This is a genomic window from Acidisoma silvae (assembly GCF_020618775.1).
Classification (GTDB): domain Bacteria; phylum Pseudomonadota; class Alphaproteobacteria; order Acetobacterales; family Acetobacteraceae; genus Acidisoma; species Acidisoma silvae.
In genome coordinates, this window is the sequence record NZ_JAESVB010000004.1 from 59,169 (window position 1) to 75,336 (window position 16,168).

The 16,168-nt window shown below is 64.7% G+C and carries 7 protein-coding genes and 1 riboswitch; of the genes, 4 read left to right on the plus strand and 3 right to left on the minus strand.

The window, feature by feature from the left end; genetic code table 11:
• Positions 1-125 precede the first annotated feature (125 nt).
• On the plus strand, positions 126-5,777 hold the full coding sequence (locus tag ASILVAE211_RS10895; protein ID WP_227321346.1) for a Hint domain-containing protein: 5,652 nt from the start codon (positions 126-128) through the stop codon (positions 5,775-5,777).
• Between the two features lie 109 nt (positions 5,778-5,886).
• On the plus strand, positions 5,887-11,907 hold the full coding sequence (locus ASILVAE211_RS10900) for an autotransporter outer membrane beta-barrel domain-containing protein (protein WP_227321347.1): 6,021 nt from the start codon (positions 5,887-5,889) through the stop codon (positions 11,905-11,907).
• A 16-nt stretch (positions 11,908-11,923) separates the two neighbouring features.
• Here the strand turns inward: ASILVAE211_RS10900 and ASILVAE211_RS10905 are convergent, their stop codons facing one another.
• The 3 genes from ASILVAE211_RS10905 to cobU all read right to left on the minus strand — a co-directional run bounded on the left by ASILVAE211_RS10905 (position 11,924) and on the right by cobU (position 14,408).
• Positions 11,924-13,180, minus strand: coding sequence for a GGDEF domain-containing protein (locus ASILVAE211_RS10905; RefSeq protein WP_227321348.1), 1,257 nt, complete (start codon positions 13,178-13,180; stop codon positions 11,924-11,926).
• Between the two features lie 92 nt (positions 13,181-13,272).
• Positions 13,273-13,893, minus strand: coding sequence for a cob(I)yrinic acid a,c-diamide adenosyltransferase (gene cobO, locus ASILVAE211_RS10910; protein ID WP_227321349.1), 621 nt, complete (start codon positions 13,891-13,893; stop codon positions 13,273-13,275).
• Positions 13,890-14,408 carry a bifunctional adenosylcobinamide kinase/adenosylcobinamide-phosphate guanylyltransferase gene (gene cobU / locus ASILVAE211_RS10915; protein ID WP_227321350.1) on the minus strand — a complete coding sequence of 173 codons (519 nt, stop codon included), beginning with the start codon at positions 14,406-14,408 and terminating at the stop codon, positions 13,890-13,892. Before cobU ends, cobO begins: the two co-directional genes overlap by 4 nt.
• 9 nt (positions 14,409-14,417) lie before the next feature.
• Positions 14,418-14,652: riboswitch (cobalamin riboswitch) on the plus strand.
• 102 nt (positions 14,653-14,754) lie between these two features.
• On the opposite strand from cobU, the gene ASILVAE211_RS10920 reads away from it, so the two are divergent.
• Together ASILVAE211_RS10920 and cobW are read left to right on the plus strand one after the other, a co-directional pair.
• The gene (locus tag ASILVAE211_RS10920) at positions 14,755-15,144 is read left to right on the plus strand and encodes a DUF1636 family protein (RefSeq protein ID WP_227321351.1); all 390 of its coding nucleotides are present in this window, start codon (positions 14,755-14,757) and stop codon (positions 15,142-15,144) included.
• Positions 15,141-16,166: a cobalamin biosynthesis protein CobW gene (cobW, locus tag ASILVAE211_RS10925; RefSeq protein ID WP_227321352.1), complete on the plus strand. Its 1,026-nt coding sequence runs from the start codon at positions 15,141-15,143 to the stop codon at positions 16,164-16,166. Before ASILVAE211_RS10920 ends, cobW begins: the two co-directional genes overlap by 4 nt.
• Positions 16,167-16,168: the final 2 nt, after the last annotated feature.

Below are 16,168 nucleotides of genomic sequence, written 5' to 3' on the forward strand. Positions count from 1 at the left end.
AGCGGCAAATTTACCACTATCGCAGTAAATTTTAATTGAATGTGCAACTTGCGGCCGATGGCGATTGGCCGTATTGACATCGAAAATATTACCCTTTTGATCAATTGATCGGGCTAGGTTCGCGAATGACGATCACCAGCGTTACGTCCGGCCAGGTGAACAGCGGCGCCGCTGTGTCCAGCGGCAATAGCATTAACGTCTATGCCGGCGGCACGACGGTCAGTGCGAATGTCGGCAGCAGCGGTACGGAAATCGTCTTCGCCGGTGGTCTTGCCAGCAACACGCTGGTTTACGCCAGCACGCGTATTGGATCGCACGAACAGCTTATCGTTTCATCCGGCGGCACGGCGGTCGGCACGATTCTGAGCGGCACGAATGCGGGCACCTTCGGTGATTCGGCTACGGCCATCGCTTCCTCCGGCGGGCTTTTGTCCAATACCACCGTCTATAGCGGTGGCACCGTCAGCGCGGCGGCGGGTGGCCGCGTCGTCAACACCGTCGTCAATAGCGGCGGCTACGCCTATGTTTTGTCTGGTGGGGTCGCCAGCGGCACGGTTGTCAATTCCAGCGGCTCGGAAATTTTGTCCGGCGGCACGGCCTTCGGCACGACGGTCAATAGCGGTGGCATCGAGACGGCGATATCTGGTGGCGTCGTCAGCAATGCGACCGTCAGCAGCGGTGGCAGCCTCATCCTGTCCGCAGGCGGGACAGCGACGAGTGCGCTCATCCTCAATAGCGGCATCGAGACGATCAGCAGCGGCGCCGTAGCGTCGAATACCGTCGTCTCTGCCGGCGGTATCGCGGCCGTCAGCAATGGCGGTTCCGCCGTCAATATGACTGTCGCGACCGGCGGCGCGGGCTTTGTCGGCAGCGGTGCCTCCGCCGCAGGCGTCACCGTCAGCACGGGCGGCAATCTGACCGTGTATTCCAGCGGCTTGGCCCAGGGCATCGTGGTCGCGTCCGGTGGCACGGCGCGGGTGTTGGGCGGTGGCTCGTCGGCGATGACGGTGACGAACGGCGGCACGGGCATTGTCGTCGGCTCCAATCTCTCCACGGGCGTACTGTCGGCCTTCACGGCGGCGTCCACCACCTCGCTTGCCGGCGACATCATATTGTCGGGCGGTGTCTTCACCGTTCTCAGCGCCAATGTGACCGGCAGCGGCGCGCTTGTCGTCGGGCCGGGCGGTTATACCTCGGCCGACACGGTCAGCGCCGGCGGTTCAGCGCTGATATCGGGCCTCGGCGCAATCGCGCGTGGCGTCACGATCGGCAGCGGCGGTTCCGCCACCATTGCGGATGGCGGCGTCGCGAATGCCTGGCTGATTTCGGGATCGGTCGAGACGGTTTCGGTCTCATCCGGCGGCGTGGTCAGCGGTGCCACGGTCTATGGCAGTTCGGCCGTGCTGACGGTCAATTCCGGCGCGACAGCCAGCAGCACCGTGATTCAAAGCGCGGCCTCGGAAGTTCTCCTCGGTGCCACCGGTTTTGGCGGCACGGTCGCGAGCCGCGGCTATGAACTGGTGTCCAGTGGCGGCGTCGCCAGCGGCTATGTCATCCAGTCGGCCGGCAGCGCCTATATCTATACCGACGGCACGATGGTCAGTACCGTGGTCCAACAGGGCGGCCTGGAAACCGTTTTCCTGAGTGGGTCCGCGTCCGGCACCGTCGTCAGCAGCGGCGGCACCGAACAGACCTATGGTACCGTGACCGGCACGACCGTGCTGACCAGCGGCGTCCAGAAGATTTCCAACGGCGGTGAAGCCTATGACACCGTCATCAGCCGTGGCGCGGAATTTGTCTATGCCGGCGGCACGACCTTGTTCGATCAGGTATCGAGCGGCGGCTACGTCTATTTGTCCGGCGGGACGTCCATCAGCGGTATTCTGTCGGCGGGTGCGGTTGAATCTGCAATATCCAACGGCCGCGATTATAGCGGAAAGGTTTTCGGCGAGGAATATGTCTCCGGCGGTACGGCCGGTGACACGATCATCGGCAGCGGCGGCACGCAGGAGATCTATACATCGGCGGTGGCCTATGGCGTGACCGTCAACGCGGGCGGCAGTCAGGTCGTCTCCAACGGTCGGGCAAGCGGCACGGTTGTGTCGTCCGGCGGCACGCAGATCATTTCAGCAGGCGCCGTGGTGACGGGCACCACCATCAATGCCGGCGGCACGGTCGTCATGTCCGGCGGCAGCATCTCGGGCGCCACTCTATCCTCCGGCGGCACCTTCATTCTCGGCAGCGGCTCGTCCTACGGCACGATCATCAGCAGCGGCGCCGTTCAAACCGTCGCGCTGTCCGGCGGCTATTACTTCAATACGGTGGTGAGTTCCGGCGGCACCTTCATCATCGCCAGCGGCGGCACCAACGTTCTGACGTCAAACTACGCCTCGGCGACGGTCGTCAGTTCCGGTGGCACGGAGATTGTGTATTCACGCGGCTATGAGAATGGCGGCACCGTTCTTGCGGGCGGCACGCTTCTGCTGAGTGGCGGCTATGTGGTGGGAACCGAAACCATCAGTGCCGGCGGCAGCCTGATCGGCAGCAACGGCCAGTTGAGTGCCGGTCAGGCCATTGTCGACTATGGTTTCGTCACAGGCGTCGTCGATTACAGCGGCACCATCACCGTCGGCGCCGGTGGCACGACGCAAGGCGTCACCATGGGGACGGGCGGGACAGAGACTGTCCTGGCGCGGGGTGTCGCCAGCGGCACGCTGGTCTATAATTCGGGCAGCCTGTTGGTGGCGGCGGGCGGTACGGCGGTCAGCGCTAATCTGGGTGCGGGCGGCTCCGAATATATCTCCGCCGGCGGCACCGACAGCGGCTCCATCATCAACAGCGGCGCGACCGAAATGGTGGTCGGCAATGGGCTCAGCACGGTCGTGCTGGCCGGCGGGCAGCAGCAGACCTTCCGCGGCGGTGTCGTCAGCGCCACCATCCTGAGTTCAGGCGGTGTCCAGAACGCCTATCTCGGCGCGATTGATTCCGCCACCGTTGTGTCGCGTGGCGGCTATCAGAAGATCTCCTCCGGCGGCAGCAGCGTCGCGACCCAGATCCTGTCGGGCGGCACGGAAGCGGCGCTGTCGGGCGGCTCGGCCATCAAATCCGTCGTCTCCAGCGGCGGATCGCTGGTGGTTTCCAATACCGGCTCCATCGATAGCGGCTCGACCGTCCTCGGCGGTGGCGTCGAGCTTATTCTGAGCGGCGGCAGCGCCAGTGGGACGCTGCTGTCCTTCGGCGGCTTTGAGTATATTTCCTCCGGCGGCACGGGCAGCGCGACACAGGTGCTGGCCGGCGGCTCGGTCGTCGTCTCCAACGGCGGCCAGCTGTCGCAAGCGACCGTCAGCGGCCAGGGCGCTGCGGTTTTAGTCTCGTCCGGCGGCACAGCGGCCGGTGACGCCATCGTCGCGACTGAAACCGTCTATGCCTCCGGCACGTCGATCGCCGCCTATGTGTATAGCGGCGGCACGCTGACCGCGCAGAGCAAGGGCTATGTGAGTGCCGCCACCGAGCAGAATGGTGGCGTGCTGCTTGTGACGTCCGGCGGCACGGCGATTGACGGCATCATCAGCAGCGGCGGCACCGAACTGCTTCAAGCCGGCGGCACGCAGGGCGGGCTTCTTGTCATCGACGGCGGCGGTCTTCTGTCTGGTGGCCTGCTGTCCAGCGGAGCCTTTGGCGGAACGCTTTTCTCCGTCACCAACCTCGGCACCACCAGCGGCGTGACCTTTAACGGCGGCATCGTCACGGTCTCCTCGGGCGGCGTGTCGGAGTTCGATATCCTGTCGAGCGGCGGCAGCGAGGTGATCGCAAATGCCGGCCTCGCGAGCGGGCTTCGCGTGCTATCCGCGGGTACCGCCTCCATTCTGTCCGGCGGCACCATGATCGGCACGATGGTGCTGAGCAGCGGGGCGGAGGTCGTTTCGCTCGGTGGCCTTGCCAGTGCTACCACGATCAGCAGCGGCGGCACGGAGACCGACTACGGCACCACGATCGGCACGGTGCTGCTCGGCAGCGGGCGGCAGATCGTCGGCGTGGGCGGCACTGCCAGCGGCACGGTCATCAGCAGCGGCGGCACGCAGATCGTCGTCAGCGGCGGCGTTGCCAGCGCGGCCGTCATTGTGGCCGGCGGGTCTGAACTGGTTTCGGGCGGTAAAAGCGTCGCGACCGTCGTGAAGAGTGGCGGCACCGAAATTGTCGCATCCAGCGGCACGGCCAGCGGCACCATCCTCAGCAGTGGCGGTGCCTTGCTGGTCTCCTCGGGAATCACCGTAAGCGGCACGGTGTTTAACGGCGGCGGTGCCTTGACGATAGCCTCGGGCGGTGCGGCGGTCGGCACGGTGCTGCAAAGCGGCGCGGTATTCACGGTCACAACCGTGAACCGCCTCAGCGGCACCGTGGTGGGCAGCGGCAGTACCGAGATCATGGCGGCTGGCGGGCAGGTCAGCGGCAGCCTTGTGCTGGGCGGCGGAACGGAGATCGTGAGCGCCGGCGGCACCGAACAGGCCGGCATCATTTCCGCCGGTGGCGCCATGGTTCTGTCCAGCGGTGGCAGCCTTATTGGTGAGGTCGTCGATAGCGGCGGCACATTGGTTTATGCCGGCGGCACGATCGCCGACACGGTCTCGGCCTATGCCAATCTGTCGGGCGCTATTGCCATCAGCGGCGGTATTGCCGATTCCGGTGGAATCCTGGCGTTTGCCAGCGCAACCGTCAGTGGTGCCGGCCGCGTGTCGGTGGGGGCCGGTGGCTATACCAGTGCGCTGACCGTGATCAGCGGCGGCGCGGTGACGGATAGCGGTGGCGTGACGGTCGCGACCGTGCTGGGCAATGGCGGCACCGAAACCGTCATGGCCGGCGGCACGGCCACGAATGTGGTGATCGCGGGCGGCACGGTCGATCTGATGTCCGGCGCCGCAACGGCGGGCGCCATCACCTTCAGCGCGACAAGCGGCCTGCTGATCCTGGAAGACAGCGGCACGGTGCCGGATGTGACGATTTCCGGTTTCGCCGGGCAGGATCAGGTCGACTTCGCCTTCCTGACATCGTCGAGCGACATCGGCCTTACGGTCGCAGGCGATTCCGTGACGCTGACGTCAGGCGGAACAGAGATCTATCACCTGACGATGACGGGCGCGTCGGCGCAGAACTATACGCTGTCGCAGGATAAGAACGGCGACGTCATGATGACGGCGGTCTGCTACTATCCCGGTACCTTGATCCGCACGCCGGTCGGTGACGTCGCGGTCGAGACCTTGCGCATCGGCGACGCGGTGGTGACGGCGGATGGCGCGGTCCAGCCGGTTTGCTGGATCGGCCGCAACACCGTCTCCACCCGGTTCGGTGATCCGCTGCGCATGCTGCCGATCCGCATCAAGGCGGGGGCGCTGGCCGAAAATCGCCCGGTGCGCGACCTGCTGGTCTCGCCCGAACATGCCGTGCTGGTCGGCCATGTTCTGGTGCAGGCCGGCGCTTTGGTGAATGGCGTTTCCATCCTGCGTGAAGCGGATGTGCCGGAAACCTTCACCTACTATCATGTCGAGCTGCCCGAACATGCGCTGATCTGGGCGGAAGGGACGCTGGCTGAGAGTTTCGTCGACAACGTCACACGCATGGCCTTTGACAATTGGGCGGAATATCAGGCGCTGCATGGCGACAGGCAAGTGGCCGAAATGGCTTATCCGCGTGTGCAGGCGCATCGTCAGGTGCCGCCTGACATGCGGGCGGCCCTGATGGACCGTGCCCGACGGCTGGCGCGGCATGCCGAAGCCGCCTGAGCCGAAAGGCCCGGCCTTCGGATCTTTGTTAAATCAAGTAGCCGTGCGTTGAATGCGGAGCCTTGGGGCGCGAATGTCCCCATCGCTTCGAAGCGGGAATGGAGTGCGCGTGATGGGCAGGGACCGCCGGGTATTGCTGCAAAGCCTGCGGGCCTTTACCTGCCTCGTGCCGGTCTTCGCCATCGGCGTGCCAGCCTCCGCCGCGATGGCTCAGGTTCTGAGCGAAAGCAATAAGGGCGCCAACGGCACCGGGTCGTTCCCGGGATCGCCGGGCGCGTCCATTACCAAGTCGTACGACAAGACGACCCTGGTCGCCAGAAATTTTAACGCGGCCGTTTCTCTCAGTTCGACCGGCGGCACCGGCTCCAGTTCCGGCACCCGTGGCGGCAATGGCGGCGCGGTCACGCTGACCCTCAGCGGCAATGCCGGGGGGACGCGGCTTGGCAACGACACGGCCATAGCGGCGCTGGTATCGGTTCTGTCGCTAGGCGGCGCGGGAGGAACTAACAGCACCGCCGCGGGGGCCGGTGGCGCGGGCGGCACGGTGACCGTGACGGTCACCGGCACGGCCACGACCGTCAGCAATTACTATGCGGCGCTCTGGGCAAGGTCCGTGGGCGGCGCGGCGGGCACGGGCGGCACTTCGGTGCCGGCGGCATCGCCCGGCGGCAATGGCGGCGCGGTGACGGTTACGATCGGGCCGACCGGTGTCATCAGCACCAGCGGCTCGAATGCGATCGGCGTCTATGCGCAGTCGGTCGGCGGCGCGGGCGTGGCGCGGGATGCGTCATTCGCGAGCGCCGACGTTTCCCAGGGCGGCAATGGCGGTGCGGTGACCTTCACCAATAACGGCACCATCACCACGACGGGCGCGAGTTCGAGTGCCGTCTATCTGGCGAGCGTCGGCGGCAATGGCGGCGTGCAGGCCGTCTCTTCGGGGGCGCAGACGGGCGGCAAGGGCGGCAATGGTGGGACGGTCGTCGCCTATCAGAACGGCACGATCCGCACCACGGGCAACTATAGTTTCGGCATCGTCGCGCAATCGGCTGGCGGCAATGGCGGCAAGGGTGCCGGTAGCCTTTTCGGCATCGGTGGCGATGGGGGCGAGGCGGGCAGCGGCGGCAGCGTCACCGTTACCAATACCGGGTCCATCACCACGTCCGGCACCGGCTCTGCGGGCATCGTCGCGGACAGCACCGGCGGCGGCACGCTCTATTCCAGCTTCCAGACCGCGGCGCCCGGCAGTGCAACCGCCGCCGGAGGCGGTGGTGCGGGTGGCTCAACCTTGTTTGGCGCCTTCCCGGGCAAGGGCGGGCAAGGGGCCGATGGCGGCACGGTCGCCGTCTATAACAGCGGCAGCATTGCCACCGCCGGCACCAATGCGTACGGCATCCTGGCGCAAAGCGTGGGCGGCGTCGGCGGTGCGGGCGGTGGTGCGACCTCGCTCGGTCTCTTTTTCAGCAGCGCATCGGCGGCCAATGGCGGCGGCGGCGGCAATGGCGGTAGCGTCACGGTCCTGCCTTATGCCGGATGGACGCTGCCAGACACGCTCTCCAACGTCACTTTGACCAATGAACCGACCATCACGACCACGGGGGCCTCGGCGACCGGTATTTTCGCGCAAAGCGTGGGCGGCGGCGGCGGCACGGGCGGTGCCGCCTGGTCTTTGTCGGCCGGCGCATTGTTCGACGCCAGTGTCTCCATCGGCGGCAAGGGTGGGCAGGGCGGCACTGGCGGGGAAGTGGATGTCGGCAATCTCGCCACGATTTCCACCAGCGGCAATTATGCCAATGGCATTCTGGCGCAGAGCGTGGGTGGCGGCGGCGGCAATGGCGGGTCGGCAACCGCGACGGCCGTTTCCGTGGGGGCCGAATTGCCCACCATCGGCATCACGGTTGCCGTTGGCGGCTCCGGCGGTTTGGGCGGCAATGGCGGCGATGTGACGGTTGCCAATCTTGGCGCCATCAGCACCAGCGGCCAGCAGGCGGCGGCCATATTTGCGCAATCAATCGGCGGTGGCGGCGGCAATGGCGGTGCGACCGCCGCATCGACGCAACTTGTCGGACTGGACGGCGCTTTCGGCGTTTCCACGGCCGTGGGCGGGTCAGGGGGCAGTGGCGGTGTCAGCGGCAATGTGAGTGTCGTCAACGAAGGCCAGCTTCTGACGACCGGCGCATTTTCCAACGGTATCACGGCGCAAAGCGTGGGCGGCGGCGGCGGCGACGGCGGTGTTGCCACCGCCAAGACCGGAACGGGATTCGGCATTTCGACGGATTTGGCCAATGCGCTGTGGGGCAGCAATGCCGGAACCGTGCTGCTCGATACGTACACGTCGTCCCTCACCTCGTCCTTGGATTCCGGCCTCACGGTCGCGCTTAACTTCGCGGTTGGCGGCAGTGGTGGCGATGGTGGGTCCGGCGGCGCCGTGACCGTGACCAATAGCGGCACGATCCAAACGACAAGCCTGAATTCGACCGGCATTTTCGCACAGTCGATTGGCGGGGGCGGCGGCACCGCCGAAGGCGTCGGCAGTACCGGTTCTGCGTCCAAAGCAAGTAGTGATGTATCGTTGGACCTGAATGTGACCGTCGGTGGGTCGGGCGGCCTTGGCGGCAACGGCGGCACGGTGACCGTGGAAAATGCCGCGAGCGGGGTTATCGACACGGCGGAAAACGGCTCGTCCGGCATTGTCGCACAGTCGATCGGCGGCGGCGGCGGTTCCGCCGGCAGTCAGGGCGTTACCAGCACCGCGTCTTCCACGGTCGCGGTCAAATTCAAAACCGACAGCGCCACGATAACGAAAGCGGGCGTTAAATACACGAAGCTTATCAATTATACCAAGAGCGGCTATAAGGTGGTTACCAAGGCGCTGGCGGCGAAGGGCGTCGAAGGTATCGACTATGTGCTCAGCAAAGCGGTCACCCTCGTGGGCGGAACGAAGGGCAGCTACCTCGCTGACTACAATAAATGGATTAAAAGCCTGAACGATGCGAGCGAGGCGACAAGAAGCGGTCTTTCGTCGGCGCTCGTCGATAAAGTTTCTGCCGCTGGCGTGACGATTCCGGTCGATGTCGGGCTCAATGTCGGTGTCGGTGGAACCGGCGGTAGTGGCGGCAATGGCGGGAACGTAACGGTCGCCAATGATGGCAGCATTCTCGTCTATGGTGACCAGTCGGACGGCATTCTGGCGCAAAGCATCGGTGGTGGTGGCGGCGTCGGCGGCAATGGTGCGCTCAACCAGGGCAATGCGATTAACGTCGGCTTATCCGTGGGCGGCACGGGTGGTTCCGGCGGTGTCGGCGGCGATGTTGCCGTCACGAATGCGGGCGACATCACGACGCTCGGCAGTCTGTCGCAGGGAATTCTGGCGCAAAGCGTGGGTGGCGGCGGCGGTATCGGCGGCGCATCGTCGGGCAGTGCGAAAGGTCTGAGCCTGAGCAAAGCCCTTCAGGTCGGCGGTTCGGGTGGATCCTCCCAGAATGCCGGCACGGTCAGTGCCATCAATAGCGGCGTCATCGAAACCTTGGGTGATCAATCCCAGGCCATCATGGCGCAAAGCATTGGCGGCGGCGGCGGCGTCAGCCTGCTGGAAGGCACGCCGGATGTCAGCGACGATACCGCCGGTCAAAGCGGCACGGCGCAATCGACGACCGAGATCAGTCTGACGCCGTCCTTGGCCTTTGCCGACGTCATTGGCGGCAGTGGCGGTGGCGGCGGCAGCGGCAGCACCGTCAGCATTGAAAATGACGGATTGATCGTGACGGCCGGCGCCGCATCTTTCGGCATTCTGGCGCAGTCAATCGGCGGCGGCGGCGGCGCGGCGCTGAACAGCAACCTTGCCTCTCTGACGAGCATGGTGGCGAAGTTGGGGGCAACGGGCGCCAGTGGCAATGGCGGCGTCGTCACGGTCAATCTGTCCGGTGCGTCGGACCTGCTGACGCTCGGTGACGGCTCCATCGGCGTCGTCGCGCAGTCTGTGGGGGGTGGCGGTGGTTATGGCGGCACGGCATCCTGGCTGACATCGACCGTCTCCAGCACGGCTGCCAGTGGCAATGGCAGTGCCATTGCGGTTGCAGTGGGGGCCGATGCCGATATCCTGACGATGGGTGCGCAGGCCGACGGCCTGTATCTGCAAAGCCTGGGCGGCGGTGGCGGTTTGGTCACCAATGCCATCGGTCCTGTCGTGGTGGCGGAAAACAGCTCGGCCTCGCGCACCGGCACGGGCGGCACGGGTGGCGCCATCACCGTCGACGGCCGCGGCAGCATCGTGACGCTGGGCGACGATGCTTCCGCCATCATCGCGCAAAGCGGCATGCAGAAGGCGGATGGATCGCTTGATCCGTCCAAGGCCGGCGGCAATATCACCATCAACTGGGACGGCACCCTGGTCGGCGGCGACGGCACCGGCGTCGGCGTTCTGATCGACGGTGGTGCCACGAACACGCTGACCATCGGCGCGGACGGCGACCTCAGCGCCTTGTCCGGCAATGCCGTTCAGGCGAGTTTCGGCAATGACACCGTGAATGACGCGGGCACCATCACCGGCAGCATCGACCTCGATGGCGGCAAGGCAGGGGAAAGCAACGCGGTCAATATCCTGACCGGTGGTGTCCTCAATGCCGGAGACGTGCTTGATGTCGGTGCGGCCGGGTTGGTTACCAACCGTGGCAGGCTCAACATCGCCCAGAGCGACGTCATCGGCACCACCAACGTCACCGGCAACTTCGTCAATAGCGGCGGCACCATCGGCGCGGATGTCGATTACGACACTTTGCAATCCGATCTGCTGAACGTGAGCGGCGCGGCGCAGCTCAACAGCGGTCAGATTGCAGTCAATCTTATCGACCTGCCATCGGCTTTCAACCCTGCGGATATGCCGGCCGTATCGGTGGTGACAGCGCAAAGCCTGAGCGTGAATAGCGCTTTTATGGCATCGCCGACCGTCGCCCTGACCTACGGTCTGGTCAATACCGGCAGCAACGCGGAAGGCGTGAAGATAACGCAGGCGAATTTCATGCCTCAATCCGTATCATCCCTGCCGGATGTGACGGACAATATGAAGTCCGTCGCGCAGGCCCTGCAAGGCGCATGGGATGCGGGCAACCTGGACGACTATAGTCAGGTCTTCACCTATCTCGGCAATATCACGGATCCCGAGACCTATGCTCATACGCTGTCGATGTCGGATGATGAGCAGGCAGCGGTTCCCGCCATGGCGATGCTCTTTTCCGCTTTGCAGTTCCAGAAGACGCTGCACAGTTGTCCGGTCTTCGTGGAAGACACCACGCTGCTGAACGAGCAGGATTGCGTCTATCTGCGCAATATCGCCTCCGCATCGACGATGGCGGGCAATGCCGGCGGTTCCGGCTATCACGGCTCCAGCTATGCGGTGGAACTGGGCGGGGAAAAGCAGTTCGCGCCCGGCTGGTTCATCGGCGGCGCCATCGCGCCAGGCCAAAGCTGGAGTGCGGATTCCGCCGATAACAGCGAAGCCAGCAGCAACACGCTGGACGTCGGTATTGTGGTCAAGCATTTCGTGACCAGCCGCCTGTTGCTGGCGGGGTCGCTCAGCTACGGCAATCAAAGCACCACGTTGTCACGCACGGAAACCGGTACGGAAGACGGCACTTTGACGACGCAGGCGCAGCAGGAGCTCAATCGCGGCACCGGCCGCCTGCGCGCCGAATACGATATTCCGTTCAAGGACTGGTATATCCGGCCGATGATGGATGTGGATCTGACCTACACCCATATGACGCCTTTCACTGAAAGCGGCGGAAGTTTTCTGGACGTCAGCTACAAGGCAACCGACAAAGTCGTGCCGGATCTGTCCCCCACCTTCGAAATCGGCAAGCGCCTGGACTACAAAAATTTGGTGGCGCGTCTCTATGCCGATATCGGCATGACCTGGTTTATCGACCCGACCTGGCAGCAGGAAGGCAGTTTCGTGGGGCTGCCGGATGCGTCATTCTCCACCTATGCCTTTACGCCTGCCTTGGTCGGTAATTTTGCGGTCGGCGCGCAGCTGGTCGCCTGGCATAATCTGTCTTTGGAGGCGGAATATGACGGCACCTACAGCCCCGCCTATGTCAATAATATGGGCACAATCCGCGCGGATTGGCGGTTCTGACGGCAAGGGTGGCGCGTCAGGGTATGGCCGCCACCACCACGCGGTTACGGCCGCCCCGCTTGGCCGCGTATAGCGCCTTGTCGGCTTTTTCGACCAGCTGATCCATGCTGGCCATGCCCGGCTCGGCTGCCGCCAGGCCGATACTGGCGGTGACGCAAAACGTCTCATGATCGTGCAGGATCGGCTGATCCGCGATTGCGGCACGAATGCGCTCGGCGACGGCTTGGGCTTCGTCGGACGGGATATCCGTCAGGACGATCGTAAACTCCTCGCCGCCGAAGCGCGCCAGAAGATCGCCTGGTCGCAGCGCCGCCCGGCATCGGTCGGCGACGACGATCAACGCATCATCCCCGGCACGATGGCCCATTGTATCGTTGATCTGCTTGAAATGATCGATGTCGAGAATGATCAGGCAAAGGTCGAGACGCTCAGCGCGGGCCTGTGCCAGCAGCGTTTCCGATGCTTCAAAAAAATGCCGGCGATTATGCAGTCCTGTCAGCGTGTCTGTCATAGCCAGCGTGCGAAGCTGATTCTCCAGCCGCCGCTGCTCAGTGATATCCCAATAGATGAACGTGTAATGGCTACCGATTTTGCTGACGCGGTTTAGTAACACGCGGTATTCACCGTCCCGGCACATGACCCGCCATTCCATGGTCTGCGGTTGATCGGGATCGTGTTGCAGCGCCGCGAGTGCGTCGGTCCATTCCACGCGTGCGCGACCCCGGTCATGAAGGGCGGGAAAGGCGCGCTCGAACCATTCCGTCATATCCAGGTCATAATAGGAATCGTAGAGATAGATGCTGTCGGAATAGCGGTTATAAAAGACCGCGCTCAGCGAGGAATCGAGAATATCGATGCCGATCGGTAGCTCCTGAATAATTCCGCGAAACGTATCTTCGCTATTGCCGGACGCCCCGCCCTGGAAAAACAAGGTGCGGTCATCGACGGTGATGACCCAGACATGCGGCTGCCCCGGCATGGGCTTGAGATGCATGATCAGCATCAAAGGCCCATTAGCCGTCGGGCAGGTCAGGCTCAGCGTGCTGCGCGAGCCATCCCTAGGCATGGCGGCAATGAAGCCGAGCAGGCTAAGGGCCGCGCCGTCGCCGAGCAGATCGGACAAGGCGACTGGCGCGACGGGGGAAGCGGGCGGCAGGATGCGATAGAAGGCGGCATTGGCGCGGGGAACCTGCCCGGTTTCGACGTTGAGAACGAAAACAGGCGCGTGGATCAGGTCAAGCCAGTGAAGCCCGCTATCAGGGGGTGGGTTCATATACCGATCAAATCACAAAATTGCTTTTCCGTCACGGAGTCCTTGCCAGGGCATGCGTGACGGGACCGCGCGAAAAAATCGGCGTTACAGTGTTAAAACTCAATCCCTTCCTGCGCCTTGACCCCGGCCTTGAACGGATGACGGGTCGCCTGCATCTCGGTGATGAGGTCGGCCGCTTCCAGCAGGGCGGGCGGCGCGTTGCGGCCGGTGACGACCACATGCAAATCCGCGCGGCGCGCCTGCAATGCGGCCACAACCTCGTCAGCGCTCAGATAGTCGTAGCGCAGCGCGATGCAAAGCTCATCCAGGATGAGCATTGACAGGTCAGGCCGCGCCATCTGGGCCAGCGCCTCGTCCCAGGCGCGCCGGCAGGCGGCGATATCGCGGGCGCGGTCCTGCGTTTCCCAGGTGAAGCCTTCGCCCATGCTGTGCCAGGTCAGCAGATCGTCGAAGCGCTGGAAGGCGAAGCGCTCCCCCGTGCTCCAGGCGCCCTTGATGAACTGCACGACGGCGACCGGCCGCTCGCGGCCCAGCATCCGCAAGGCAAGGCCCATGGCGGCCGTCGTCTTGCCCTTGCCGGGACCGGTATGGACCATGAGCAGACCCTTCTCGATGGTCTTGCTGGCCACTTCCGCGTCCTGCACGGCTTTGCGGCGGGCCATTTTCGCCGCCCAGGCGGCATTGGCGTCAGAGTGGTCGGATTGTTCGGTCATTTCACCACCATCGGCAGGCCGGCCACCATGAAAAGCACGCGGTCGGCCTGGGCCGCGATGCGTTGATGCAGGATGCCGGCTTCATCCCGAAAATCCCGCCCCAACTTATGGTCCGGCACGATGCCGAGGCCCACTTCGTTCGCCACCAGCACGGTCGGCGCGGCGCGGGCGGCAAGGTTGGCCAGAAGATCGTCGGTCGCCGCCGTCGCATCCCGCTCGGCCAGCATCAGGTTGGTCAGCCATAGCGTCAGGCAATCGACCAGAACCGGCGCGTCGCCCGCGTCGCGCAGCGCTTCGGGTAAGGCGAGGGGGGCGTCCACCGTCCGCCAGCGGTCGTCGCGCCGGGCGCGATGGGCGGCAATGCGCGTCCGCATCTCCTCGTCCCAGGCCTCCGCCGTCGCGATATAGGTCCACGGCGCGGGCAGGGCCGCGATGAGGCTTTCGCCATGACGGCTCTTGCCGGATCGCGCACCGCCGAGGATCAGGGTCACGCTGCTATCTGATTGACGGGCCATGGCCGCGCCTCTTAGATCATTCGCGATGGTTCCGCCAAACGGCTTCGGTCGTGCCGGCGGATGAAAAGGGAATGCGGTGCGGACGGCCCGAGAGGATCGGGTCTCGTCCCAAGCCGCGGCTGCCCCCGCAACTGTAAGCGGAAAGCCTCCGTCACCGGCCACTGGATGGATTGCCATCTGGGAAGGCAGACGGGAAGGCGCCTGATCCGCGAGCCAGGAGACCTGCCATCATCTGACGTCTCTGGTCTTTCCGGGCGGGGTGCCCTGGATCATGACCGCGATCCCAGGACCAAGGACATGTGTCCCTGGTCGCATCCCCGTTTTCATCCGGCGTCCGGATGCAGGAATGATTGGAGATCGCGCCTTGGCGACCGACGCCGCACCCCCGACCACGCTCCATATCTGCCTGACCTGCGGCCATCCGGATGAGCCGCGTCCTGGTGCCACGCTGCATGACCGCGTGGCGGAGCTGATGACCGACACGGAACCTTTCAGGCTTCAGGGCGTCAAATGCCTAGCGCGCTGCGGCGAGGGGTGCAGCCTGGCCGTCACCGCGCCGGGCAAATGGGGCTATCTGCTCAGCCGCCTCAACCCCGATCTGGCAGCCGATATCGTCACCTATGCCCGTGCCTATGCGGCGCATGAAACGGGCGCGCTGCTGCCCAGCCGCCGGCCGGAAAGCCTGCGCCAGAATGTCGTCGTCGGGCGTATCCCGGCCATGGAGACTGCCCAATGACCCCGCGCATTCCCGCCACCATCATCACCGGCTTCCTCGGTGCCGGTAAAACCACCCTGGTGCGCCATTTGCTGCAAAATGCCGGTGGCCGGCGCATCGCCGTCATCGTCAATGAATTCGGCTCCCTCGGCATCGACGGCGGCGTGCTTGCCGGCTGCGGCATCGAGGGCTGCGATGAGGATCAGATCGTCGAGCTTTCCAACGGCTGCCTGTGCTGCACCGTCGCGGACGAGTTTCTGCCCGCCATGGAAGCGCTGCTGGATCGGCCCAACCCGCCCGAGCATATCGTCATCGAAACCTCGGGCCTTGCTTTGCCCAAGCCCCTGCTGAAGGCCTTCACCTGGCCCGCCATCCGCAGCCGTGTCACCGTCGATGGCGTCATCGCGCTGGTGGACGGGCCGGCCGTCGCCGCCGGTCGTTTCGCGGATGACCCGGAGGAAGTGGCCCGGCTGATGGCGGAAGACCCGGCCTATGACCATGACAATCCGCTGGCCGAGGTGTTCGAGGATCAGCTCGGTTCTGCCGATCTGGTTCTGCTCAACAAGACCGATCTGCTGGCCGAAAGCGATATCGCGGGTCTGGCCGCCGGTATCGCGGCGCAATTGCCGCGCGCGGTGAAGGTGCTGCCCAGCCGGGAAAGCCGCATCGACCCGGCCATCCTGCTGGGCCTTGGCGCCGCGGCCGAGGATGATCTGGCCAGCCGCCCGTCCCATCATGACGGGCTGGACGATCACGAGCATGATGACTGGGAGAGCTTCGTGGTGCCGCTGCCAGCGCAAAGCGCGCCCGAGCCGCTGATTGCCCGCTTGCAGCAGACGGCGGCGGTGCATGACGTGCTGCGCATGAAGGGTTTCGTCGCGGTGGAAGGCAAGCCGCTGCGCCTGCTGGTGCAGGGCGTCGGCAGCCGTTTCCGCCATGAATATGACCGCGCTTGGGCGCCGGGTGAAACGGCGGGCGGCATCGTCGTCATCGGCCGCAAGGGGCTGGATCAGGCGGCGATCACCCAAGCCATCCAGGGCTGAGG

Excerpts from the sequence above, each read along its gene's own strand:
- ASILVAE211_RS10895 (WP_227321346.1), top strand. The coding sequence starts at position 126 with ATGACGATCACCAGCGTTACGTCCGGCCAGGTGAACAGCGGCGCCGCT.
- ASILVAE211_RS10905 (WP_227321348.1), bottom strand. The coding sequence starts at position 13,180 with ATGAACCCACCCCCTGATAGCGGGCTTCACTGGCTTGACCTGATCCAC.
- cobO (WP_227321349.1), bottom strand. The coding sequence starts at position 13,893 with ATGACCGAACAATCCGACCACTCTGACGCCAATGCCGCCTGGGCGGCG.
- cobU (WP_227321350.1), bottom strand. The coding sequence starts at position 14,408 with ATGGCCCGTCAATCAGATAGCAGCGTGACCCTGATCCTCGGCGGTGCG.
- ASILVAE211_RS10920 (WP_227321351.1), top strand. The coding sequence starts at position 14,755 with ATGATTGGAGATCGCGCCTTGGCGACCGACGCCGCACCCCCGACCACG.
- cobW (WP_227321352.1), top strand. The coding sequence starts at position 15,141 with ATGACCCCGCGCATTCCCGCCACCATCATCACCGGCTTCCTCGGTGCC.